The 16,060-nt window shown below is 69.4% G+C and carries 13 protein-coding genes; 5 read left to right on the top strand and 8 right to left on the bottom strand.

Annotated elements, in window-relative coordinates; genetic code table 11:
- Nucleotides 1-318: 318 nt before the first annotated feature.
- Nucleotides 319-1,490 (bottom strand): IS3 family transposase gene (locus ABWU78_RS19985; protein WP_353706931.1). Its coding sequence is split into 2 segments (ribosomal slippage): nt 319-1,220 and nt 1,220-1,490, totalling 1,173 coding nucleotides; the frame shifts between segments, so codons are not numbered across the junction.
- 156 nt (nt 1,491-1,646) lie between these two features.
- Between ABWU78_RS19985 and ABWU78_RS19980 the strand changes: the two genes are divergently transcribed.
- Entirely contained in the window at nt 1,647-1,994 is a 348-nt protein-coding gene (locus ABWU78_RS19980) for a hypothetical protein (protein WP_353706932.1), read from the top strand.
- Nucleotides 1,991-2,620 carry a hypothetical protein gene (locus ABWU78_RS19975; protein ID WP_353706933.1) on the top strand — a complete coding sequence of 210 codons (630 nt, stop codon included), beginning with the start codon at nt 1,991-1,993 and terminating at the stop codon, nt 2,618-2,620. The genes ABWU78_RS19980 and ABWU78_RS19975 overlap by 4 nt, the downstream gene beginning before the upstream one ends.
- Here ABWU78_RS19975 and ABWU78_RS19970 read toward each other — a convergent pair.
- Nucleotides 2,581-3,618 carry a hypothetical protein gene (locus ABWU78_RS19970; RefSeq protein ID WP_353706934.1) on the bottom strand — a complete coding sequence of 346 codons (1,038 nt, stop codon included), beginning with the start codon at nt 3,616-3,618 and terminating at the stop codon, nt 2,581-2,583. The two genes, ABWU78_RS19975 and ABWU78_RS19970, sit on opposite strands and share 40 nt — an antisense overlap.
- Before the next feature lie 303 nt (nt 3,619-3,921).
- On the bottom strand, nt 3,922-7,545 hold the full coding sequence (locus ABWU78_RS19965) for a replicative DNA helicase (protein WP_439159301.1): 3,624 nt from the start codon (nt 7,543-7,545) through the stop codon (nt 3,922-3,924).
- A gap of 472 nt (nt 7,546-8,017) precedes the next feature.
- Here ABWU78_RS19965 and ABWU78_RS19960 point away from each other — a divergent pair, with 472 nt between their 5' ends.
- Nucleotides 8,018-9,313 carry an MATE family efflux transporter gene (locus ABWU78_RS19960; RefSeq protein ID WP_439159302.1) on the top strand — a complete coding sequence of 432 codons (1,296 nt, stop codon included), beginning with the start codon at nt 8,018-8,020 and terminating at the stop codon, nt 9,311-9,313.
- 63 nt (nt 9,314-9,376) lie between these two features.
- Here ABWU78_RS19960 and rplI read toward each other — a convergent pair whose 3' ends face one another.
- The 5 genes from rplI to ABWU78_RS19935 all read right to left on the bottom strand — a co-directional run bounded on the left by rplI (nt 9,377) and on the right by ABWU78_RS19935 (nt 13,709).
- Nucleotides 9,377-9,826, bottom strand: coding sequence for a 50S ribosomal protein L9 (rplI, locus tag ABWU78_RS19955; RefSeq protein ID WP_253051575.1), 450 nt, complete (start codon nt 9,824-9,826; stop codon nt 9,377-9,379).
- Between the two features lie 19 nt (nt 9,827-9,845).
- The gene (rpsR, locus tag ABWU78_RS19950; protein ID WP_021481584.1) at nt 9,846-10,082 is read right to left on the bottom strand and encodes a 30S ribosomal protein S18; all 237 of its coding nucleotides are present in this window, start codon (nt 10,080-10,082) and stop codon (nt 9,846-9,848) included.
- Nucleotides 10,083-10,183: 101 nt separating this feature from the next.
- Complete coding sequence (locus ABWU78_RS19945) at nt 10,184-10,729, bottom strand: single-stranded DNA-binding protein (RefSeq protein WP_021481583.1); 546 nt, start codon at nt 10,727-10,729, stop codon at nt 10,184-10,186.
- Nucleotides 10,730-10,882: 153 nt separating this feature from the next.
- Nucleotides 10,883-11,173 (bottom strand): 30S ribosomal protein S6, encoded by a 291-nt coding sequence (gene rpsF, locus ABWU78_RS19940; RefSeq protein WP_009863694.1) that lies wholly within the window; start codon nt 11,171-11,173, stop codon nt 10,883-10,885.
- A gap of 151 nt (nt 11,174-11,324) precedes the next feature.
- A complete protein-coding gene (locus ABWU78_RS19935) occupies nt 11,325-13,709 on the bottom strand; it encodes a transglycosylase domain-containing protein (RefSeq protein ID WP_439159300.1) in 2,385 nt (794 codons plus the stop codon).
- Nucleotides 13,710-14,122: 413 nt separating this feature from the next.
- Between ABWU78_RS19935 and ABWU78_RS19930 the strand changes: the two genes are divergently transcribed.
- Together ABWU78_RS19930 and ABWU78_RS19925 are read left to right on the top strand one after the other, a co-directional pair.
- Nucleotides 14,123-14,818, top strand: coding sequence for a PadR family transcriptional regulator (locus tag ABWU78_RS19930; protein WP_353706938.1), 696 nt, complete (start codon nt 14,123-14,125; stop codon nt 14,816-14,818).
- On the top strand, nt 14,815-15,906 hold the full coding sequence (locus tag ABWU78_RS19925; RefSeq protein ID WP_047230909.1) for an inositol-3-phosphate synthase: 1,092 nt from the start codon (nt 14,815-14,817) through the stop codon (nt 15,904-15,906). The genes ABWU78_RS19930 and ABWU78_RS19925 overlap by 4 nt, the downstream gene beginning before the upstream one ends.
- Nucleotides 15,907-16,060: the final 154 nt, after the last annotated feature.

Below are 16,060 nucleotides of genomic sequence, written 5' to 3'. Positions count from 1 at the left end.
CATCGCAGTCACCTCCTCCCACTGACAGCTTTCGGACGAGGAGCGCCAACAGGTCGTTGCCGCACGCCGGCCACATCCTCGGTGCCGGTGCCCGGCGCCCCGCGCTGCATTCACATACGGGCGCACTTCTGGGCCCCGGACTCTCCCCCGCCCGATCCCTGGTGTCATGGACCGGTCCGGACTCATCCGAGGAGGTGCCTCCTTCCTTATGGACGCTTCACCGGCGCCATCGTCTGGCTCGGTCGGTGAGTTCGGGATTCGAATGTCGGTTGTTCCGGAGTCGTTCGGGACTGCCCCAGCATCGGTTGACTCTTTGAGTTAGGCCGCGAGGGCCAGGGTGTTAGCAGCGTAGACGGTCTCGAACTCGATGGGTGTCATGCGGCCGAGTCGGGTCTGTCGGCGTCGGCGGTGGTAGGTCTTCTCGATCCAGGTGATGATCGCCAGGCGTAGTTCGTCTCGGGTGGCCCACCGTTTGCGGTTGAGGACGTTCTTCTGGAGCAGGGCGAAGAAGCTCTCCATGGCGGCGTTGTCCCCGGCGGCGCCGACCCGGCCCATGGAGCCGGTCACGGCGTGCCGGCCGAGCGCTTGGACGAAGCGCCTGGAACGAAATTGCGATCCCCTGTCGCTGTGGCACGTCGTGCCGGCCTGCTCGCCAGCGGCGGGGATCACGGTGCGGCGGGCTGCGGCGTGATCGAGCGCGGCCACGGCCAGGGAGGATTTCATGCGTGAGTCCATCGAGTAGCCCACGATGCGCCCCGACCAGACGTCCTTGATCGCACACAGGTAGAGCTTGCCCTCGCCGGTGGGGTGCTCGGTGATGTCCGTGAGCCATAACCGGTTCGGACCGGGCGCGGTGAAGTCGCGTTGGACGCGGTCGTCGTGCACGGGCGGACCCGGTCTCTTGCCCGACCCGCGACGCTTGTGGAACGAGGCAATCAGGCCCGCCTCGCGGCACAAGGACCAGACGGTGTTAGGTGACACGCTCAAGCCGGCGTCGACGAGTTCGTCGGCGACGAACCGGTACCCGAACTCCGGGTCGTCTCGGTGCACGTCCCAGGCCGCGTTGATCGGGTGCGCCCGCTGCAGGTCTGCGGGCGTGACGGGGCGGGCCTTCCACGCGTAGTAGGCCTGCTTGGAGAACCCGAGCACCCGGCAGGTCACCGCGACGGGGATACCGTCCGCGGCCAGGTCACCGACCAGCGGGTACGTCATTTTGGGGAGATCTCCTTCGCGAAGTACGCCGCCGCCCGGCGCAGGATCTCGACTTCCTGCTCGAGCTGACGGTTGCGCCGCTTGAGCTCGCGCAGCTCGGCCGACTCGGTCTTCGTGACTCCGGGCTTGGCGCCGTTCTCGACATCGTCGGCGGCCAGCCAACGGCGCAGGCACGACTCGGTGATGCCGAAGTCCTTCGCGATCTGCGCGATCGAACCACCCTGACGGGCGACCGCGATCACGTCGCTACGGAACTCGGCGGGATAGGGCTTGGGCACGGGGACATCCTTCCAGCGAGGACCACAGTCCTCACAGATCAGGAGTCAACCGATGCTGGGGCAGTCCCCTTCGACCCACACGGCCCTACCGCTTAAAGGCGGCGGCGTACTAGGATTAAGACGTCTGAGCTGAGCGAACGGCAAGGAGGTGGGGAGGTGCTGTACGGTCCGCGCAGACTCAGCCCCCGCCGGATCGTCGGGGTGCCGCTCGACCTGCTGCGCGCGGCAGGCATGGAACCACCGACCCGCGTCACCCTGGAGACCCACGACAGTGCACCCGAGACGATCGTGATCCAGGCCTACCGCGCAGGGTCCGAGCATGCGGGAACGATCTCCTGCGTCGGGCAAGTCGTCCTGCCCCGTGGCATCGTCGAGACCCTGAACCTCGACCAGCCTCAGGTGGTGTACATGCGTCTGGGCGACCCGCACACCGGGATCGAAGTCATGTCCCCACGACAAGGGCTCACCGTCGCCGCGGCCCGCTACCAGGTCACGGCCTCATGAGCAGCCAGTACCGGCTGCACGCCGCACCCCTCACCCGCACCGCCCAGCGGTGGTGGCGCACCACCGACCCCGCGGCATCAGCCCGCGAGGTCCTCGAGCACGTCATCGGGATCGGTCAGCTCCTCCCGCTGGTCCGGTTCGCCGACGCCCGCGTCTTCCCAGTGGTCACCTTCGACCCCCACGCCCTATGGACAAGACGCCACCAGGCACCGGCAGCACTGCTCGACCCCGCCACGGTCCGCGATGTGCTCACCAGTCCCGGACATGACCAGCACACCCCGTCCGCGGTGCGCATGGTCGCGTTCATCGGGATCGACCCCCTCTACCGGGCCAGGCAGGACCTGCTCGGGCTACGCCCGCTCGCCCGCACCATCGCACTCACCCCGTCCGGGGCCATACCGCAAGCCATGACGCTGACGAGCTTCGACCTGCAAGGCACCGCGGTCGTCACAGCAGGGAATCCGCCCCAGGTGGTCGTCGGCGGCGACCCAGGCGTGCGCGCAGGCACGGCGATGTCACCCGTCTGGCGGCGGTTCTTCGAAGAACAGCTCTACGACTGGGCCATGCGTACCGACTCGATACCTGCTCAGGAGCCGGTGGTCCACGCCTTCAGCGACTTCGGGTAGTCCCACTTCAGGTTCACCGCGATGTCCGTGTGGATGAACTGCGCGGAACGGCACTTCGCCTTCCAGGACGCCATCGCGGTGCTCGCCTCGCCCGAGGCGAGCACGCCGGCGGCCAGGTCCTGCAACGACTCGATGGAGTGGATGAACGCCGCCGTCGGGTCCACGATGTCGTCCAGGCGCGCGCCCTCACATCTCGAGCAGTGGTGACAGCGCCAGTAGCTTTGCTCGGGCGACGAACCGATCGCGCGGGCCAGGGTGTCGCTGCGGTGGAAGCTCAGCCCCTCGGGCAACAGCACCGAGAACAGTCCCGGCACCCGGCGCCCCCGACCTGCACTGGTGTAGATGTGTCGCCGGCCCGAGGACGTGCCCATCGCACCGAGAACCGCCCCACCGGCCAACGCCCCCAACGCCGCGTGATCCGCCCGCACCAGAGCCGAAGGCACCGGGGAGCCAAGCAGGTGCAACAACCCCTGCACGCTCGCCCGCGTCTCCAACGGGTCACCCGAGGAGCCGAACATGTACGCCACCGGGATCTGGTACCGGTCCACCCGCTCGCGCACCTCGTCCGCACGCTTGGACACCCACTGCGAGTCCGCGGGCACCTGCAAGAAGAACTTCGCCCCCACCGGCGCCTGCTTGCGCATCGCCACCGCGCTGTCGAACAACGCGTCCAGCTGGTCGACCCGGTCACGGTCCACGTACCCGCTGTCCGTCATCGCCCACTCAAGGCCCCGGTCCCACTGCTGCGCCAACCACTGCGGCGTCAATGCCGCATCGGCGCCCACCCTCCCCGCGCCCCCATACCGTGCCGCGTCCAGGAGGAACGACGAGCCCAGCACACCCTGCTCCCTGTGTTCCCGAACGATCTGACCCGCCCGCTCATCACGGGCACGCCCCCCGGGCACCGTGTAGATCGCGCCCAAGCTTCCCGGCACGCACAACGGCGCCACCTTGCCCACCTCCGCCCCCGAGGCGTGCAGGAACAACGGCTCGCTCAACCCGTCAACCGGACGAAGAGACCCCGCTCGTTGCCGACGAACCCGATACGCGTCACTCATCGATACCCAATCTCAGCCTCGGGCGCGAGACGTCCTCTCCCGCGCGATGAAGGAGCAAGCACTCCGACGACAGAACGCTTACCCCACGCGAACGCACCACCCACTGACCCTTAACAGACACCCACCACTCCGACATCAGACCACCCATCCGCGGACCAAAGGCAAAGAAACAGTCACGTTACATAGCGGGAGGATTGTGCAAAGTAGGCCGCATATCGACAACGTCGACAACAAACGATATTGCTACATCTGCATGTCGGCAAAGCGCTGGTAGTGACCTTGGAACGCGACGGTGATCGTGTCGGTGGGGCCATTACGGTGCTTGGCGACGATAAGGTCGGCCTCGCCCGCTCGCGGTGACTCCTTCTCATAGGCGTCCTCGCGGTGGAGCAGGATCACGACGTCGGCGTCCTGCTCAATACTGTTGTGTGCGGCAATGCCGTTGGCGACGAAGTTGTGCCCGTCGAGGACGGTGGCGTCGTAAACCTGCTTCTCGCCCATCGGCTCTACGGAGACGACCTCATCCCACAGAAGGTCGTTCACGGCCATGATCTCGAGCTCCTCGCTCTCGAGCACCGCCGCGATCTTGCCGAGGCGATGCCGTGACGGAGAGTTCTTCCACAGCGCGCTGCCGCAGAACTGGGTCCCGATCGCTTCAGCGAACTCACGGTGCGTCATGCCGCGCTCGACGAGGATGTCGCGGACGTCGTCCCAGACCCGACGCGGGACGGTGTCGACGTTCGTGTTCGCGCGCGTCTCGCGGATGATCGTCAGCAGCTTCTCGGCGATATCGCCTCGGTCGCCGTGCACGCCGATCTCCTGGAGGAAGCGGCGCTGGTCGTCCACCCCGCTCACGTCCAGCGTGTACCCGGGACGGTACGACCCCTTGGGTGTCGCCGTCCGTACACGCGTCGAGATGCCGAATCGCAGCAGGAGGCGTGACAGCCCGTCGACGATCTCGCGCGAGGTCGAGGCGTAGTAGATCCGCCCGCTGCGCCCGTTCTTGTTGATCGTCACCGAGCCGTCCGTGGCCCAGATGTGCTTGATGAAGAGCGCGATCTGGCGCTTCGGCAGGTGGAAGACGCTCGTCGGGATGAACTTCTCGTGGCTGCGTGCGCCGAACAGCCCCATGTCGTCGAGCCACTCGGCGATCGGGTTCCGGCGACCTCTGGCGAGCCGATAGGGCGCGGGGAGGCGCAGGGTCGTGACTCGGGCCGCGGCGTAGTCGTCGCGGATCGGGGTGATCCCGAAGGCACCTGCCGCCTCGGAGACGGTGGCGAGGTTCCGCTCGTCGATGGAGGCGTAGCGGATCGGCTGTCGCTTCACGAACGATCCGTCGCCCAGGAGGTGCGCGAGCATGACGACCTTGCGGTCGTCCCACTCGAGGTTCCGTTCCGGGCCGGGGACGTGGCGCGGCACGCCGATGCGCGACCCCACTTCTAGGTCGCCGAGCGCGGTCCAGCCGTCGTAGGTGAGGAACGGGTGGTTCGCCGTCGCCTCGATCTCCTTGCCCGACGCCAGTCGCATCCGGAACACGGGCTTCACGCCCGTGGGGAACACGTGCGTCAGGTGGCGGCGGACGTACTGGAGCCGGTCGTTGAGCGCCCACACCGGGACGTCCTTGGCGTTGAGCGCGAAGAGCTCGCCCAGGCTCGTCTCTGCGCCGGTGTCGGCGCGCAGGATCTTCGTGTCCTCGGTGAGGCAGCCCGACTCACGCAGGTCGCTCATCTGCGGCTTCTTGTCGCCGCGCTGCTCCGGACCACGGTTCAGCTGCGAGATCGCGATGACAGGGACCTCGAGCTCCTTCGCGAGGAGCTTGAGCGCACGGGAGAATTCCGAGACCTCCTGCTGGCGCGACTCGACGCGCTTGCCCGAGCTCATGAGCTGGAGGTAGTCGATCACGACGAGCTTGAGGTCGTGGCGCTGCTTGAGGCGGCGGCACTTCGCCCGGATCTCCATGAGCGACATGTTCGGCGAGTCGTCGATGAACAGCGGCGCCTCAGCGACCTTGCCCATCGTCGACGCGAGCTTCTGCCAGTCCTGCTCGTCCATCTTCCCGGACCGCATCCGCGTCAGCGGCACGCGCGCCTCGGCGGCGAGAAGACGCATGGTGATCTCGTTGCGGCTCATCTCCAGGGAGAAGATGACGGACGCCATCTGGTGGTGCACCGCGGCGTGAGTCGCGACGTTGATACCGAGCACGGAGTTGTGCGTCGGCACCATCGATCGTCCTGCCAGATACAGGTGCGAGGGATGGTCGACCTCGACGCAGCGCACCGGCACCGACTCGACCCGGCGGACGTCGACGACGAACCGTGACGTGAGCCGCGCGGTGCCCGGACGGCGGCGCTCCTTGTGGACGAGGCGCTTGCGCTCCAGCCAGAACACGTCGTCCTCGGTCGTGAAGGTGATCGTGTACGCCGTCGACGACGCCTCGGTCCGCCCCTTCACGGTCTTCGTCGACCAACCCGTGCGACACCCGAGCGACAGGATGAGCTCACGCGTCTCGCGCGCGAGACGCTCGTTCGTCAGGCTGATCTGGACGCTGCCCTGCGGCATGACGGTGCCGTCGGTGTCGAGCAGCCCCGCCAGAAGGTCCCGACGCTGTGCCTCGCTCGCGCGCAGGTACGCCGCCGGGATGTGGTCGGTCCCCGGCACACCGAGCGCGAGCAGGTCGTCCGCGTCCGGCCGCGCGACGTGGCCCAGCCCCTCGAGCCGCATCTCGATCTCGGGGTCGGCGGACGTGAGCTCGGCACGTCGGGAGCTGCCGTCGCCCAACCACACCCCGAGTGCGTACGGGTGGATCGGGAGGTCCGCGTCGGGCAGGTCGAGCGGCGCCGCGGTGGCGATGGAGTGGTTCGCGCGCTTGTCGGCCGTCGCCGTCCGGAGCGTGGCGGCGAGCTCCTCGGTCGTCCGCACGGACAAGTCCGGCGTCTGGCCGGATCGCACCGCGCGTCGCTGGGCGCGGGTCGAGGTCACCCACTGATGCTGGGCGTCCGCGACGATCACCGTGCCGTCGTCGAGCTCGACCTCGTAGCACGGGCGGTCGACCATGACCTCGGTCGCGGCGACGACGCGCGTGGGCGTCCCGTCCGCGGAGAGGAGCAGGTCACCGACGGCGACGTCGCCCATCGTCGTCCAGCCCGACGGCGTCGGGAGCGGCGTGTCCAGCGCGAGGGCCTTGCCGATGGCAGGTCGCGCCGCGACGACGATCATCTGGCCGGGGTGCAGGCCGTTGGTGAGGCGGTCGAAGTCGGAGTAGCCGGTCGGGACGCCGGTCATGCCCTCGCCGCGGCCCTGCGCGGCCTCGATCTCGTCGAACGTGGGGCCGAGGATCTCCGAGAGCGGGAGGTAGTCCTCGGTCGTCCGACGCTCGGTGACGGCGTAGACCTCGGCCTGGGCGTTGTTGACGATCTCGTCGACGTCGCCGCCGTCGGTCGCGTAGCCGAGCTGCACGATGCGCGTGCCGGCCTCGACGAGGCGCCGGAGCACGGCGCGCTCGCGCACGATGCGCGCGTAGTACCCGGCGTTCGCGGCGGTCGGGACGCCGGCCATCAGGTCGTGGATGTACGGGGCGCCGCCGATGCGCTGCAGCTCGCCGCGCTTGGTCAGCTCGGCCACGACGGTGATGGCGTCGGCGGGCTCGCCGCGGCCGTAGAGGTCGATGATCGCCTCGTAGACGACCTCGTGCGCGGGGCGGTAGAAGTCGGAGCCACGGATCTGCTCGATGACGTCGGCGATGGCGTCCTTGGACAGCAGCATGCCGCCGAGCACGCTCATCTCCGCCGCGACGTCCTGGGGCGGCGTCCGGTCGAAACCTGACGGCCCCGGGCCCCCGTAGCTCTCCTCGAGCTCCTCGATCGACATGCGCCCCTCGCTCCCCCGAAGCCGCCACGACCCACGAGGGACCGCGCGACCGGGACAAACCTTCGTCGTACACGTGTTCTACCGCGGGCCACCCACACGACTGTCCCGGTGGCCGCGCCTCCCGCCTCCGACAAGCACGACCCCGCGACACTAGATCGCTGGTCGACACCCCGCAAACGGCCCTGTGCACGCCCGGTGGACAGGGACCCCCGAACCTGTGGACACAGTCCCCCTCGCTGTGCACACCCGGTGGATAACCGTGTGGACAACGTCACGATCTCCCTGTGTACATCAGCGCGAGCCGCCTCTGACCAGCCTCGTCACTACCCTCAGGGGTGTGGAAGAAAGAAAGTCGGACGACACGCCGACGACACGCCGGACACCGCCCGGCCACGTCGGCGACACCCGGACGCCACCCGACCCGGCAACGTCGTCCACAGGACGCCGCACCCGTTCCCGGCTCGACCGCGAGATCCTCGCGCTCGCCGTCCCGGCCCTCGGCGCGCTCGTCGCGGAGCCGCTCTTCGTCCTCGTCGACAGCGCCGTCGTCGGCCACCTCGGCACGGCTCAGCTCGCCGGGCTCTCCCTCGCCTCGACGCTCCTGGTCACGCTCGTCGGGCTGTGCGTCTTCCTCGCCTACGCGACCACGGCGGCCGTCGCCCGTCGCATCGGCGCCGGGCACACGCGCGAGGCGCTCCAGTCGGGCGTCGACGGCCTGTGGCTCGCCGTCGGGCTCGGCGTGCTCCTCGCCGCCGCCCTGTGGGCGACCGCGCCCTGGGCGGTCGGAGCGATGGGCGGGACGGGCGACGTCGCCGAGCACGCCGTCGTCTACCTGCGCTGGTCCGCCCTCGGCCTCCCCGGGATGCTCCTCGTCCTCGCCTCCACGGGCGTCCTGCGCGGCATGCAGGACACGAGGACGCCCCTGTGGGTCGCGGCGGGCGGCGCGACGTTCAACGCGGTCCTCAACGTCGTCCTCGTCTACGGCGCAGGTCTCGGGATCGCCGGCTCGGGCATCGGGACGGCCGTCGCGCAGCTCAGCATGGGCGCGGTGCTCGTCGTCGTGGTCGTGCGCGGTGCCCGGCGCCACGGCGCGTCCCTGCGCCCCGCGGCCGGCGGCATCTGGTCCAACGCGCGCGCCGGGGCGCCGCTCTTCGTCCGCACCCTCTCGTTGCGCCTCGCGATCCTCCTCACCGTCTTCGTGGCGACCGGGCTCGGCGAGGTGACGCTCGCGGGCTACCAGGTCGTGAACTCCGTCTGGGGCCTGGCGGCGTTCGCGCTCGACGCGCTCGCCATCGCCGCCCAGGCGCTCGTCGGCCACGGGCTCGGCGCCGACGACGTCCCGCGCGTCCGGGCCGTCCTGCGCCGCACCCTGCAGTGGGGGGTCGCGGCAGGCGCCGCCCTCGGGATCGTCATGGCCGCGGGCGGCTGGTGGTTCGCGCTGCTCTTCACGTCGGACCCGGACGTGCGCGCCGCGGTCGCCGTCGGCATGGCCGTGTGCGGGCTGCTCCTGCCCATGGCGGGCTGGGTGTTCGTCCTCGACGGCGTCCTCATCGGCGCCGGGGACGGCCGGTTCCTCGCCTGGGCGGGCATGCTCACGCTGGTGGTCTACGCGCCGTTCGCGCTCGCCGTCCGGCAGTGGGCGCCCGACGGCGCAGCGGGGCTCGCGTGGTTGTGGCTCGCCTTCGCGGGGGTCTTCATGGCGGCTCGCGCCGTGACCACGGGCCTTCGAGCCCGGGGCACTGCCTGGATGGTCACCGGCACGGCCTGAACAGCACGGAGGCCCGGCCCCTCCGAGGAGGGACCGGGCCTTCGAGGACTGCTCAGCAGCAGATCAGGCAGCGACGACCTTCACCGCGAGGGTCGCGGAGACCTCCGGGTGGAGGCGGACGGAGACGGTGTAGTCACCCGTCGCCTTGATCGGCTGACCGATCTCGATCTTGCGCTTGTCGACCGACGGGCCCTCGGCAGCGGCGACCGCGGACGCGATGTCCGCCGTCGTCACGGCACCGAAGAGACGACCGGCGGCGCCGGCCTTCGCGGGCACGACGACCGGCTTCGACTGCAGCGAGTCGCGGATCGCCTTCGCGTCGTCGAGCGACGCGATCTCGCGGGCCTTGCGCGCCTTGCGGATCGCAGTCACCTGCGACTCGGCGCCCTTGGACCACGGCGTGGCGAGCTTGCGCGGGACGAGGAAGTTACGGGCGTACCCGTCCTTCACCTCGACGACGTCGCCGGGCTCACCGAGACCGGTGACCTCGTGGGTCAGGATCAGCTTGGCCATGAGTTCTCTCCCTTCCCGCTCAGCGAGCCGTCGACGTGTACGGCAGCAGCGCCATCTCGCGCGCGTTCTTCACCGCACGGGCGATCTGGCGCTGCTCCTGGACGGAGACGCCGGTCACGCGACGCGCGCGGATCTTGCCGCGGTCGGAGATGAACTTGCGCAGCAGCGCGGTGTCCTTGTAGTCGACCGACTCGATCTTGGCCGACTTCAGCGGGTTGGACTTCTTCTTGGGCTTGCGCACCACAGGCTTCGCCATGGTGTTGCTCCTCTACAAGGTGCGATCCCCGCGTGCGGTCCGCGCCGACGAGCGGCGCGGCACCCGCGGGGACGGGTGTGTGTTCTGGGAGTGGCGGACGATCAGAACGGGGGCTCGTCGGAGAACGAACCACCGGACGACGCGGGGCCGGCCGTGGCCCACGGGTCGTCGCTCTGCTGCTGACCGCCGCCGGAGCTGAATCCGCCGCCGGAGGCGCCGCCGGAGTTGGCGCCACCTCCGTAGCCGCCACCGCCGCCGAAGCCGCCGCCACCGCCACCCGAGCGCTGGGCGCGGGTGACCTTCGCGGAGGCGTAGCGCAGGGAGGGACCGATCTCGTCCACCTGCAGCTCGACGACGGTGCGCTTCTCCCCCTCGCGGGTCTCGTACGAGCGCTGGACGAGGCGGCCCTGCACGATGACGCGCATGCCCTTCGTCAGCGACTCCGCGACGTTCTCCGCGGCCTCGCGCCAGATCGAGCAGCGCATGAACAGGGTGTCCCCGTCCTTCCACTCGTTCGACTGGCGGTCGAAGGTCCGCGGCGTCGACGCCACCGTGAAGTTGGCCACCGCCGCACCCGAGGGGGTGAAACGCAGCTCCGGGTCTCCCGTGAGGTTCCCGATCACCGTGATGACGGTGTCACCTGCCATGGCCAGCTCCTTCGTGTGTCGTCTGTGTCGTCGACGGCGCCGCGCGCCTCGCTCGTAACGTTCTCGCGTCGCTCATCCCATCACGCGGTGCCCACACGCGCTACGGCGTGGAGCATCCCGTGCGGGACGGTCGGACGGGGGACGCGGGGAGGGTCAGCGAGCGTCCGTGCGCAGGATCTTGGTCCGCAGGACGACCTCGTTGAGGCCGAGCTGACGGTCCAGCTCCTTGGCGGTGTCGGACGTCGACGTGAAGTCGACGACCGCGTAGATGCCCTCGGACTTCTTGTTGATGTCGTACGCGAGGCGGCGACGACCCCAGATGTCCACCTTGTCGACGGAGCCGCCGTCGGTCTTGATGACCGACAGGTACTTGTCGAGCGACGGGGCGACGGTGCGCTCCTCGATCTCGGGGTCGAGGATGATCATCAGTTCGTACTGACGCATGCGGATAACCCACCTCCTCTGGTCTTCGCGGTCACGGTCTCTCCGTGACAGGAGGGTTCATGCATTCGTGCTGCTGCCGTCCGACGTGCGGACGGCAGCTCCCCAGGGTACCCGCTCGGCGCGGGCCCCTGGAAATCTGCGGTCGGCCGGGTCAGCCGCCTCCGCCCGGTCCACCGCCGTTCCCGTTCCCGTTCCCGGACCCGGGTTCGGTGGGCTGGTCGGTCGGCGTCTCGGTCGGGTCCGGGTCGGGCTGCTGGCCCGGGTCCGTCCCCTTGGAGACCACGAGCGCGATCGTCGACCCGGGCGGCACCTCGCTCATCGACGACTGGCTGATGACGAAGCCCCGCGGCTGCTGGTCGGAGAACTCCTCGGTGATCCGCACCTTGAGCCCTGCCGCCTCGAGCTGGGCGCGCGCGGCCCGGCTCTCCATGCCGACGACGCTGGGCACCGTGACGTTCTCCGGCTGCTCCGGCTCCACCGGCTCCTCCGGCTGCGTGTCCTCGGTCGGGGTCTCCGTCGGGGTCTCGGTAGGCGTCTCCGTCGGCTGCGGCTTGGGCGGCGTGTACGCCGGGAACTCGCCGACAGGCAGGTTCGCCACGGCCGTCTGCATGTAGGAGGTCCAGGCCTCGACCGGCCAGGAACCACCCGTGATCTCGTCCCCGACCCACTTGCCGAACGGGGTGATCTGCTCCTGCTCGCCGTTCGGTCCGGACTGGTAGAGACCGACCACCGTCGCGAGGCCAGGGGTGAATCCTGCGAACCAGGCCGACTTGTTGTCGGTGGAGGTTCCGGTCTTGCCGGCGGCCGGGCGGCCGATGGCCTGCGCCGGCTCGCCCGACCCCTTCTCGACGACCTGGGAGAGGGCGTACGTCGCGGCAGCCATGACGTCCGGAGCGAACTCCTGCTCGCGCTTGTCGGCGCCCGGTGCCTGGTACACCAGGTTGCCCCGGGAGTCGGTCACGGAAGCCACGATGTGCGGCGTCGACCGCATGCCCTGCGCGGCGATGGTCGCGTAGGCGTTCGTCAGCTCGAGCGGCGTCACCGTCGCGTCACCGAGCACGTTCGCCAGGTTCGACCCGACGTCGGCCTTGATGCCCAGACGTGCTGCGACGTCCGCGGTCTTCTCCGGCCCGACCTCGAGGTTGAGCTCCGCGTAGGCGGTGTTCACCGACTGCGCGGTCGCCTCGGTGAGGTCGATGTTTCCCCAGTCGTGGTCGCTGAAGTTGCGGACCTTCCAGTCGCTGCCGTTGTCCGCGCCAGGGAACGTCTTGGGCGAGTCGCCGTCGAACCGCTCGTCCAGCGTGTGGCCGTTCTCGAGCCCGGCGATGAGCGTGAACGGCTTGAAGGTCGAGCCGCCCTGAGCCGCGCCGCGGGTCGCGTTGTTGTACTCGTTCTGGACGAAGTCCTGGCCCCCGTAGAGCGCGCGGATCGAACCGTCGTTCGGATCGATCGACACGAGCGCCGCCCGGATGTTCTCGGAGACGGGGTTCTCGTCCCCCCGACCCGCGCGCGGGAGCGAGTCGGCCGTCGCGACAGCCGCGTCCTGCATGCCCTTGTCGATCGTCGTCACCACGGTGTACCCGCCGGTGGAGAGGCTGTCGAAGTCGATCGGGTTGTCGCTCCCGGCGAGCTCCTCCTCCACCATGCGCAGGAGGTAGCCCGTCGACCCCGCGTACCGCTGCGACTTCGTGTACTCGACCGGCTCGGGGAAGCCCGCGGCGAGGGCCTCGTCGTACTGGGCCTTGTCGATGTGCCCGTCCTCGTACATGAAGCCGAGGGTCCGGTCCCAGCGGTACGCCGCCTGGTCGTGGTTGTTGATCGGGTCCCAGTTGGTGGGGTTCGGGACGATGCCGGCGATCATGGCGGACTGCGACACGGTGAGACTCGCGGCGTCCACGCCGTAGAACTTCTGCGCGGCGGCCTGGATGCCGTACGCCCCGCGGCCGAAGTAGATCGTGTTGAGGTAGTTGCCGAGGATGTCTTCCTTCTTCTGCTGTTGCGTGATCTTCAGCGCGAGGATGGCCTCCCGGGCCTTGCCCGCGTAGTCCGTGACGGTGTCGGTGTAGTAGCGCTCGACATACTGCTGCGTGAGCGTCGAGGCGCCCTGGCGGCCCCCGCCCTTGATGTTGTTGTAGAACGCGCGGGCGATACCCCGGAAGTCCACGCCCGAGTTCGTCCAGAACGTTCGGTCCTCCGACGCGACGACCGCGTCGCCCACGTACTTCGGAAGCGTGGCGTAGTCGATGATCTCGCGGTTCTCGACGGCGTACTTCCCCATCTCGGTCGTCCCGTCGCCCCAGTACACGGTGGACGTCTGCGCGCCGACGCTCGGCAGCTTCGTCGGCACCTCGGTCGTGAACCACGCAGCGACGAGCACGCCCGCGACGAGCGCGACGCCGGTCAGCATGGTCCCGACGACGACGCGCCACGACGGCAGCCAGCGGCGGAAGCTCTTGACGTGCGAGCGCGGGTAGTTGAAGAACCGACGGCGCCCGCGGGGGGTCGTCCGTCCGTTCGTCCTCGTGGATCGCGCCACGGTCTACCTTCCTCTGGGGGGCAACGGGAAGCCGGCTCCACGTCGTCCGCGGACCTGCTCGTGGCCCACCGCGAGCGGACCGCCTGCCCGACGGCGCGTCCCCGCCTCGGGCGCGGGACGTCGTCGGGCACGGGGTCGGCACACGCCGGACCACCCTGAACAATAGGGCGTCGCCCCGTCGGGACAAGGGTCTGCAGCACTGACAGCGCGATCGTGCGCCATTGATTCGCCGCGGCGTCCCGCCGCCTCCGCGGGTCCTTCACATCTGTGGCGCGATGCGCGACACTCCCCGAAGATTGCACGACGCATCGAGACGACCTAACCTGTCGATGTATCGACTCGATACATCGAGTCGACCTCAGGTCACAGCGAGCCCACCAGGGCACGCCCGAGGAGCGTCAGGAGGTGGGTTCGTGCGCAGCAAGACGCCGGTGCTCGAGACCGCGATCCTCGGCCTCCTCAAGGAGTCGCCCCTGCACGGGTACGAGCTGCGCAAGCGGCTCAACCTCATGCTCGGGTCGTTCCGCGTGCTGTCCTACGGTTCGCTGTACCCCGCCCTCAAGTCGTTGGTGGCCCGCGGGCTCATCAGCGGCACCGAGCAGTCCGCGGCGCAGTCGACGCTCGCGCCCGCCCTCTCGGGCAAGCGCGCGCGGATCGTCTACGAGCTGACCGCCGAGGGCAAGGAGCACCTCCAGAGCGTGCTGGCCTCGTCGGGGCCGGCAGCCTGGGAGGACGAGAGCTTCGACGTCCGGTTCGCGTTCTTCGCGCAGACCGACGCCGAGACCCGCATCCGCATCCTCGAGGGCCGGCGCACCCGGCTCACGGAGAGGCTGGAGGCGGTCAGAGAGTCCGCGGCTCGCACCCGCGAGCGGCTCGACGAGTACACGCTCGAGCTGCAACGTCACGGACTCGAGCAGGTCGAGCGCGAGGTGCGCTGGCTCGACGGTCTCATCACCACCGAGCGCGACCGGAGCTCCGGGCACTCCCGGAGCACCACCCGTGCGCGGACCAGCAGCACCCCGCATCCTGCGGAACCATCCGAGCAGGAGCCCGACGGCGCGAGGCGACCCGAGGACCCTGGAACATCGAACACCAAGGAGCGAGGATGACCTCCATCCGCGTCGCCATCGTCGGAGTAGGCAACTGCGCATCGTCCCTCGTCCAGGGCGTGCACTTCTACCGTGACGCCGACCCGAGCAGCACCGTCCCGGGCCTCATGCACGTGCAGTTCGGCGACTACCACGTGTCGAGCCTGGAGTTCGTGGCGGCGTTCGACGTCGACGCGAAGAAGGTCGGCTTCGACCTCTCGGAGGCGATCAACGCCTCGGAGAACAACACGATCAAGATCGCGGACGTCCCGCCGCTCGGCGTGACCGTCCAGCGCGGCCCGACCCTCGACGGCATCGGCAAGTACTACGCGCAGACGATCGAGGAGTCGGACGCGGAGCCGGTCGACGTCGTCGCCGCGCTGCGCGAGGCCCAGGTCGACGTGCTCGTCTGCTACCTCCCCGTGGGCTCCGAGCAGGCCGCGAAGTTCTACGCGCAGGCCGCGATCGACGCCGGCGTGGCGTTCGTCAACGCGCTGCCCGTCTTCATCGCGTCCGACCCGGAGTGGGCCGCGAAGTTCGAGGAGGCCGGCGTCCCGATCGTCGGCGACGACATCAAGTCGCAGGTCGGTGCGACGATCACGCACCGCGTGCTCGCCAAGCTCTTCGAGGACCGCGGCGTCGTGCTGGACCGCACGTACCAGCTCAACGTCGGCGGGAACATGGACTTCAAGAACATGCTCGAGCGCGAGCGCCTGGAGTCCAAGAAGATCTCCAAGACGCAGGCCGTGACCTCGAACCTCGAGGGCCCGCTCGGCGGCAAGAAGGAGGACCGCAACGTCCACATCGGCCCGTCGGACTACGTCGCGTGGCTCGACGACCGCAAGTGGGCCTACGTGCGCCTCGAGGGCCGCGCGTTCGGCGAGGTCCCGCTGAACCTGGAGTACAAGCTCGAGGTGTGGGACTCCCCGAACTCCGCCGGCATCATCATCGACGCCGTGCGCGCCGCGAAGATCGCCAAGGACCGCGGCGTCGGCGGCCCGATCCTCTCGGCCTCGACCTACTTCATGAAGTCCCCGCCGGTCCAGATGGAGGACACGAAGGGCCGTGCGCAGCTGGAGGCCTTCATCGCCGGTGAGGTCGAGCGCTGATCCGGAGCGCAGCGAAGGTTGAGGGCCCGGCACGCTTTTCGCCGGGCCCTCGGCCGTAGCGGAGCGCAGGACCAGCGCGACCAGCAGAGTCGAGCGCTGATCCGGAGCGCAGCGAAGGTGGAGATACGGGCGAGGGGGGGGGGGGGGGGGGGGG

It is taken from the genome of Cellulosimicrobium sp. CpK407 (assembly GCF_051844275.1).
GTDB classification, from domain to species: Bacteria; Actinomycetota; Actinomycetes; order Actinomycetales; family Cellulomonadaceae; genus Cellulosimicrobium; species Cellulosimicrobium cellulans_G.
Note: the sequence above shows the minus strand (reverse complement) of the source record. Positions and strands in the feature narration are given on the sequence as shown.

Coding starts and splice junctions, on each gene's coding strand:
- ABWU78_RS19975 (WP_353706933.1), top strand. CDS start 1,991: ATGAGCAGCCAGTACCGGCTGCACGCCGCACCCCTCACCCGCACCGCC.
- ABWU78_RS19945 (WP_021481583.1), bottom strand. CDS start 10,729: ATGGCAGGTGACACCGTCATCACGGTGATCGGGAACCTCACGGGAGAC.
- ABWU78_RS19925 (WP_047230909.1), top strand. CDS start 14,815: ATGACCTCCATCCGCGTCGCCATCGTCGGAGTAGGCAACTGCGCATCG.
- ABWU78_RS19965 (WP_439159301.1), bottom strand. CDS start 7,545: ATGTCGATCGAGGAGCTCGAGGAGAGCTACGGGGGCCCGGGGCCGTCA.
- rplI (WP_253051575.1), bottom strand. CDS start 9,826: ATGGCCAAGCTGATCCTGACCCACGAGGTCACCGGTCTCGGTGAGCCC.
- rpsR (WP_021481584.1), bottom strand. CDS start 10,082: ATGGCGAAGCCTGTGGTGCGCAAGCCCAAGAAGAAGTCCAACCCGCTG.
- rpsF (WP_009863694.1), bottom strand. CDS start 11,173: ATGCGTCAGTACGAACTGATGATCATCCTCGACCCCGAGATCGAGGAG.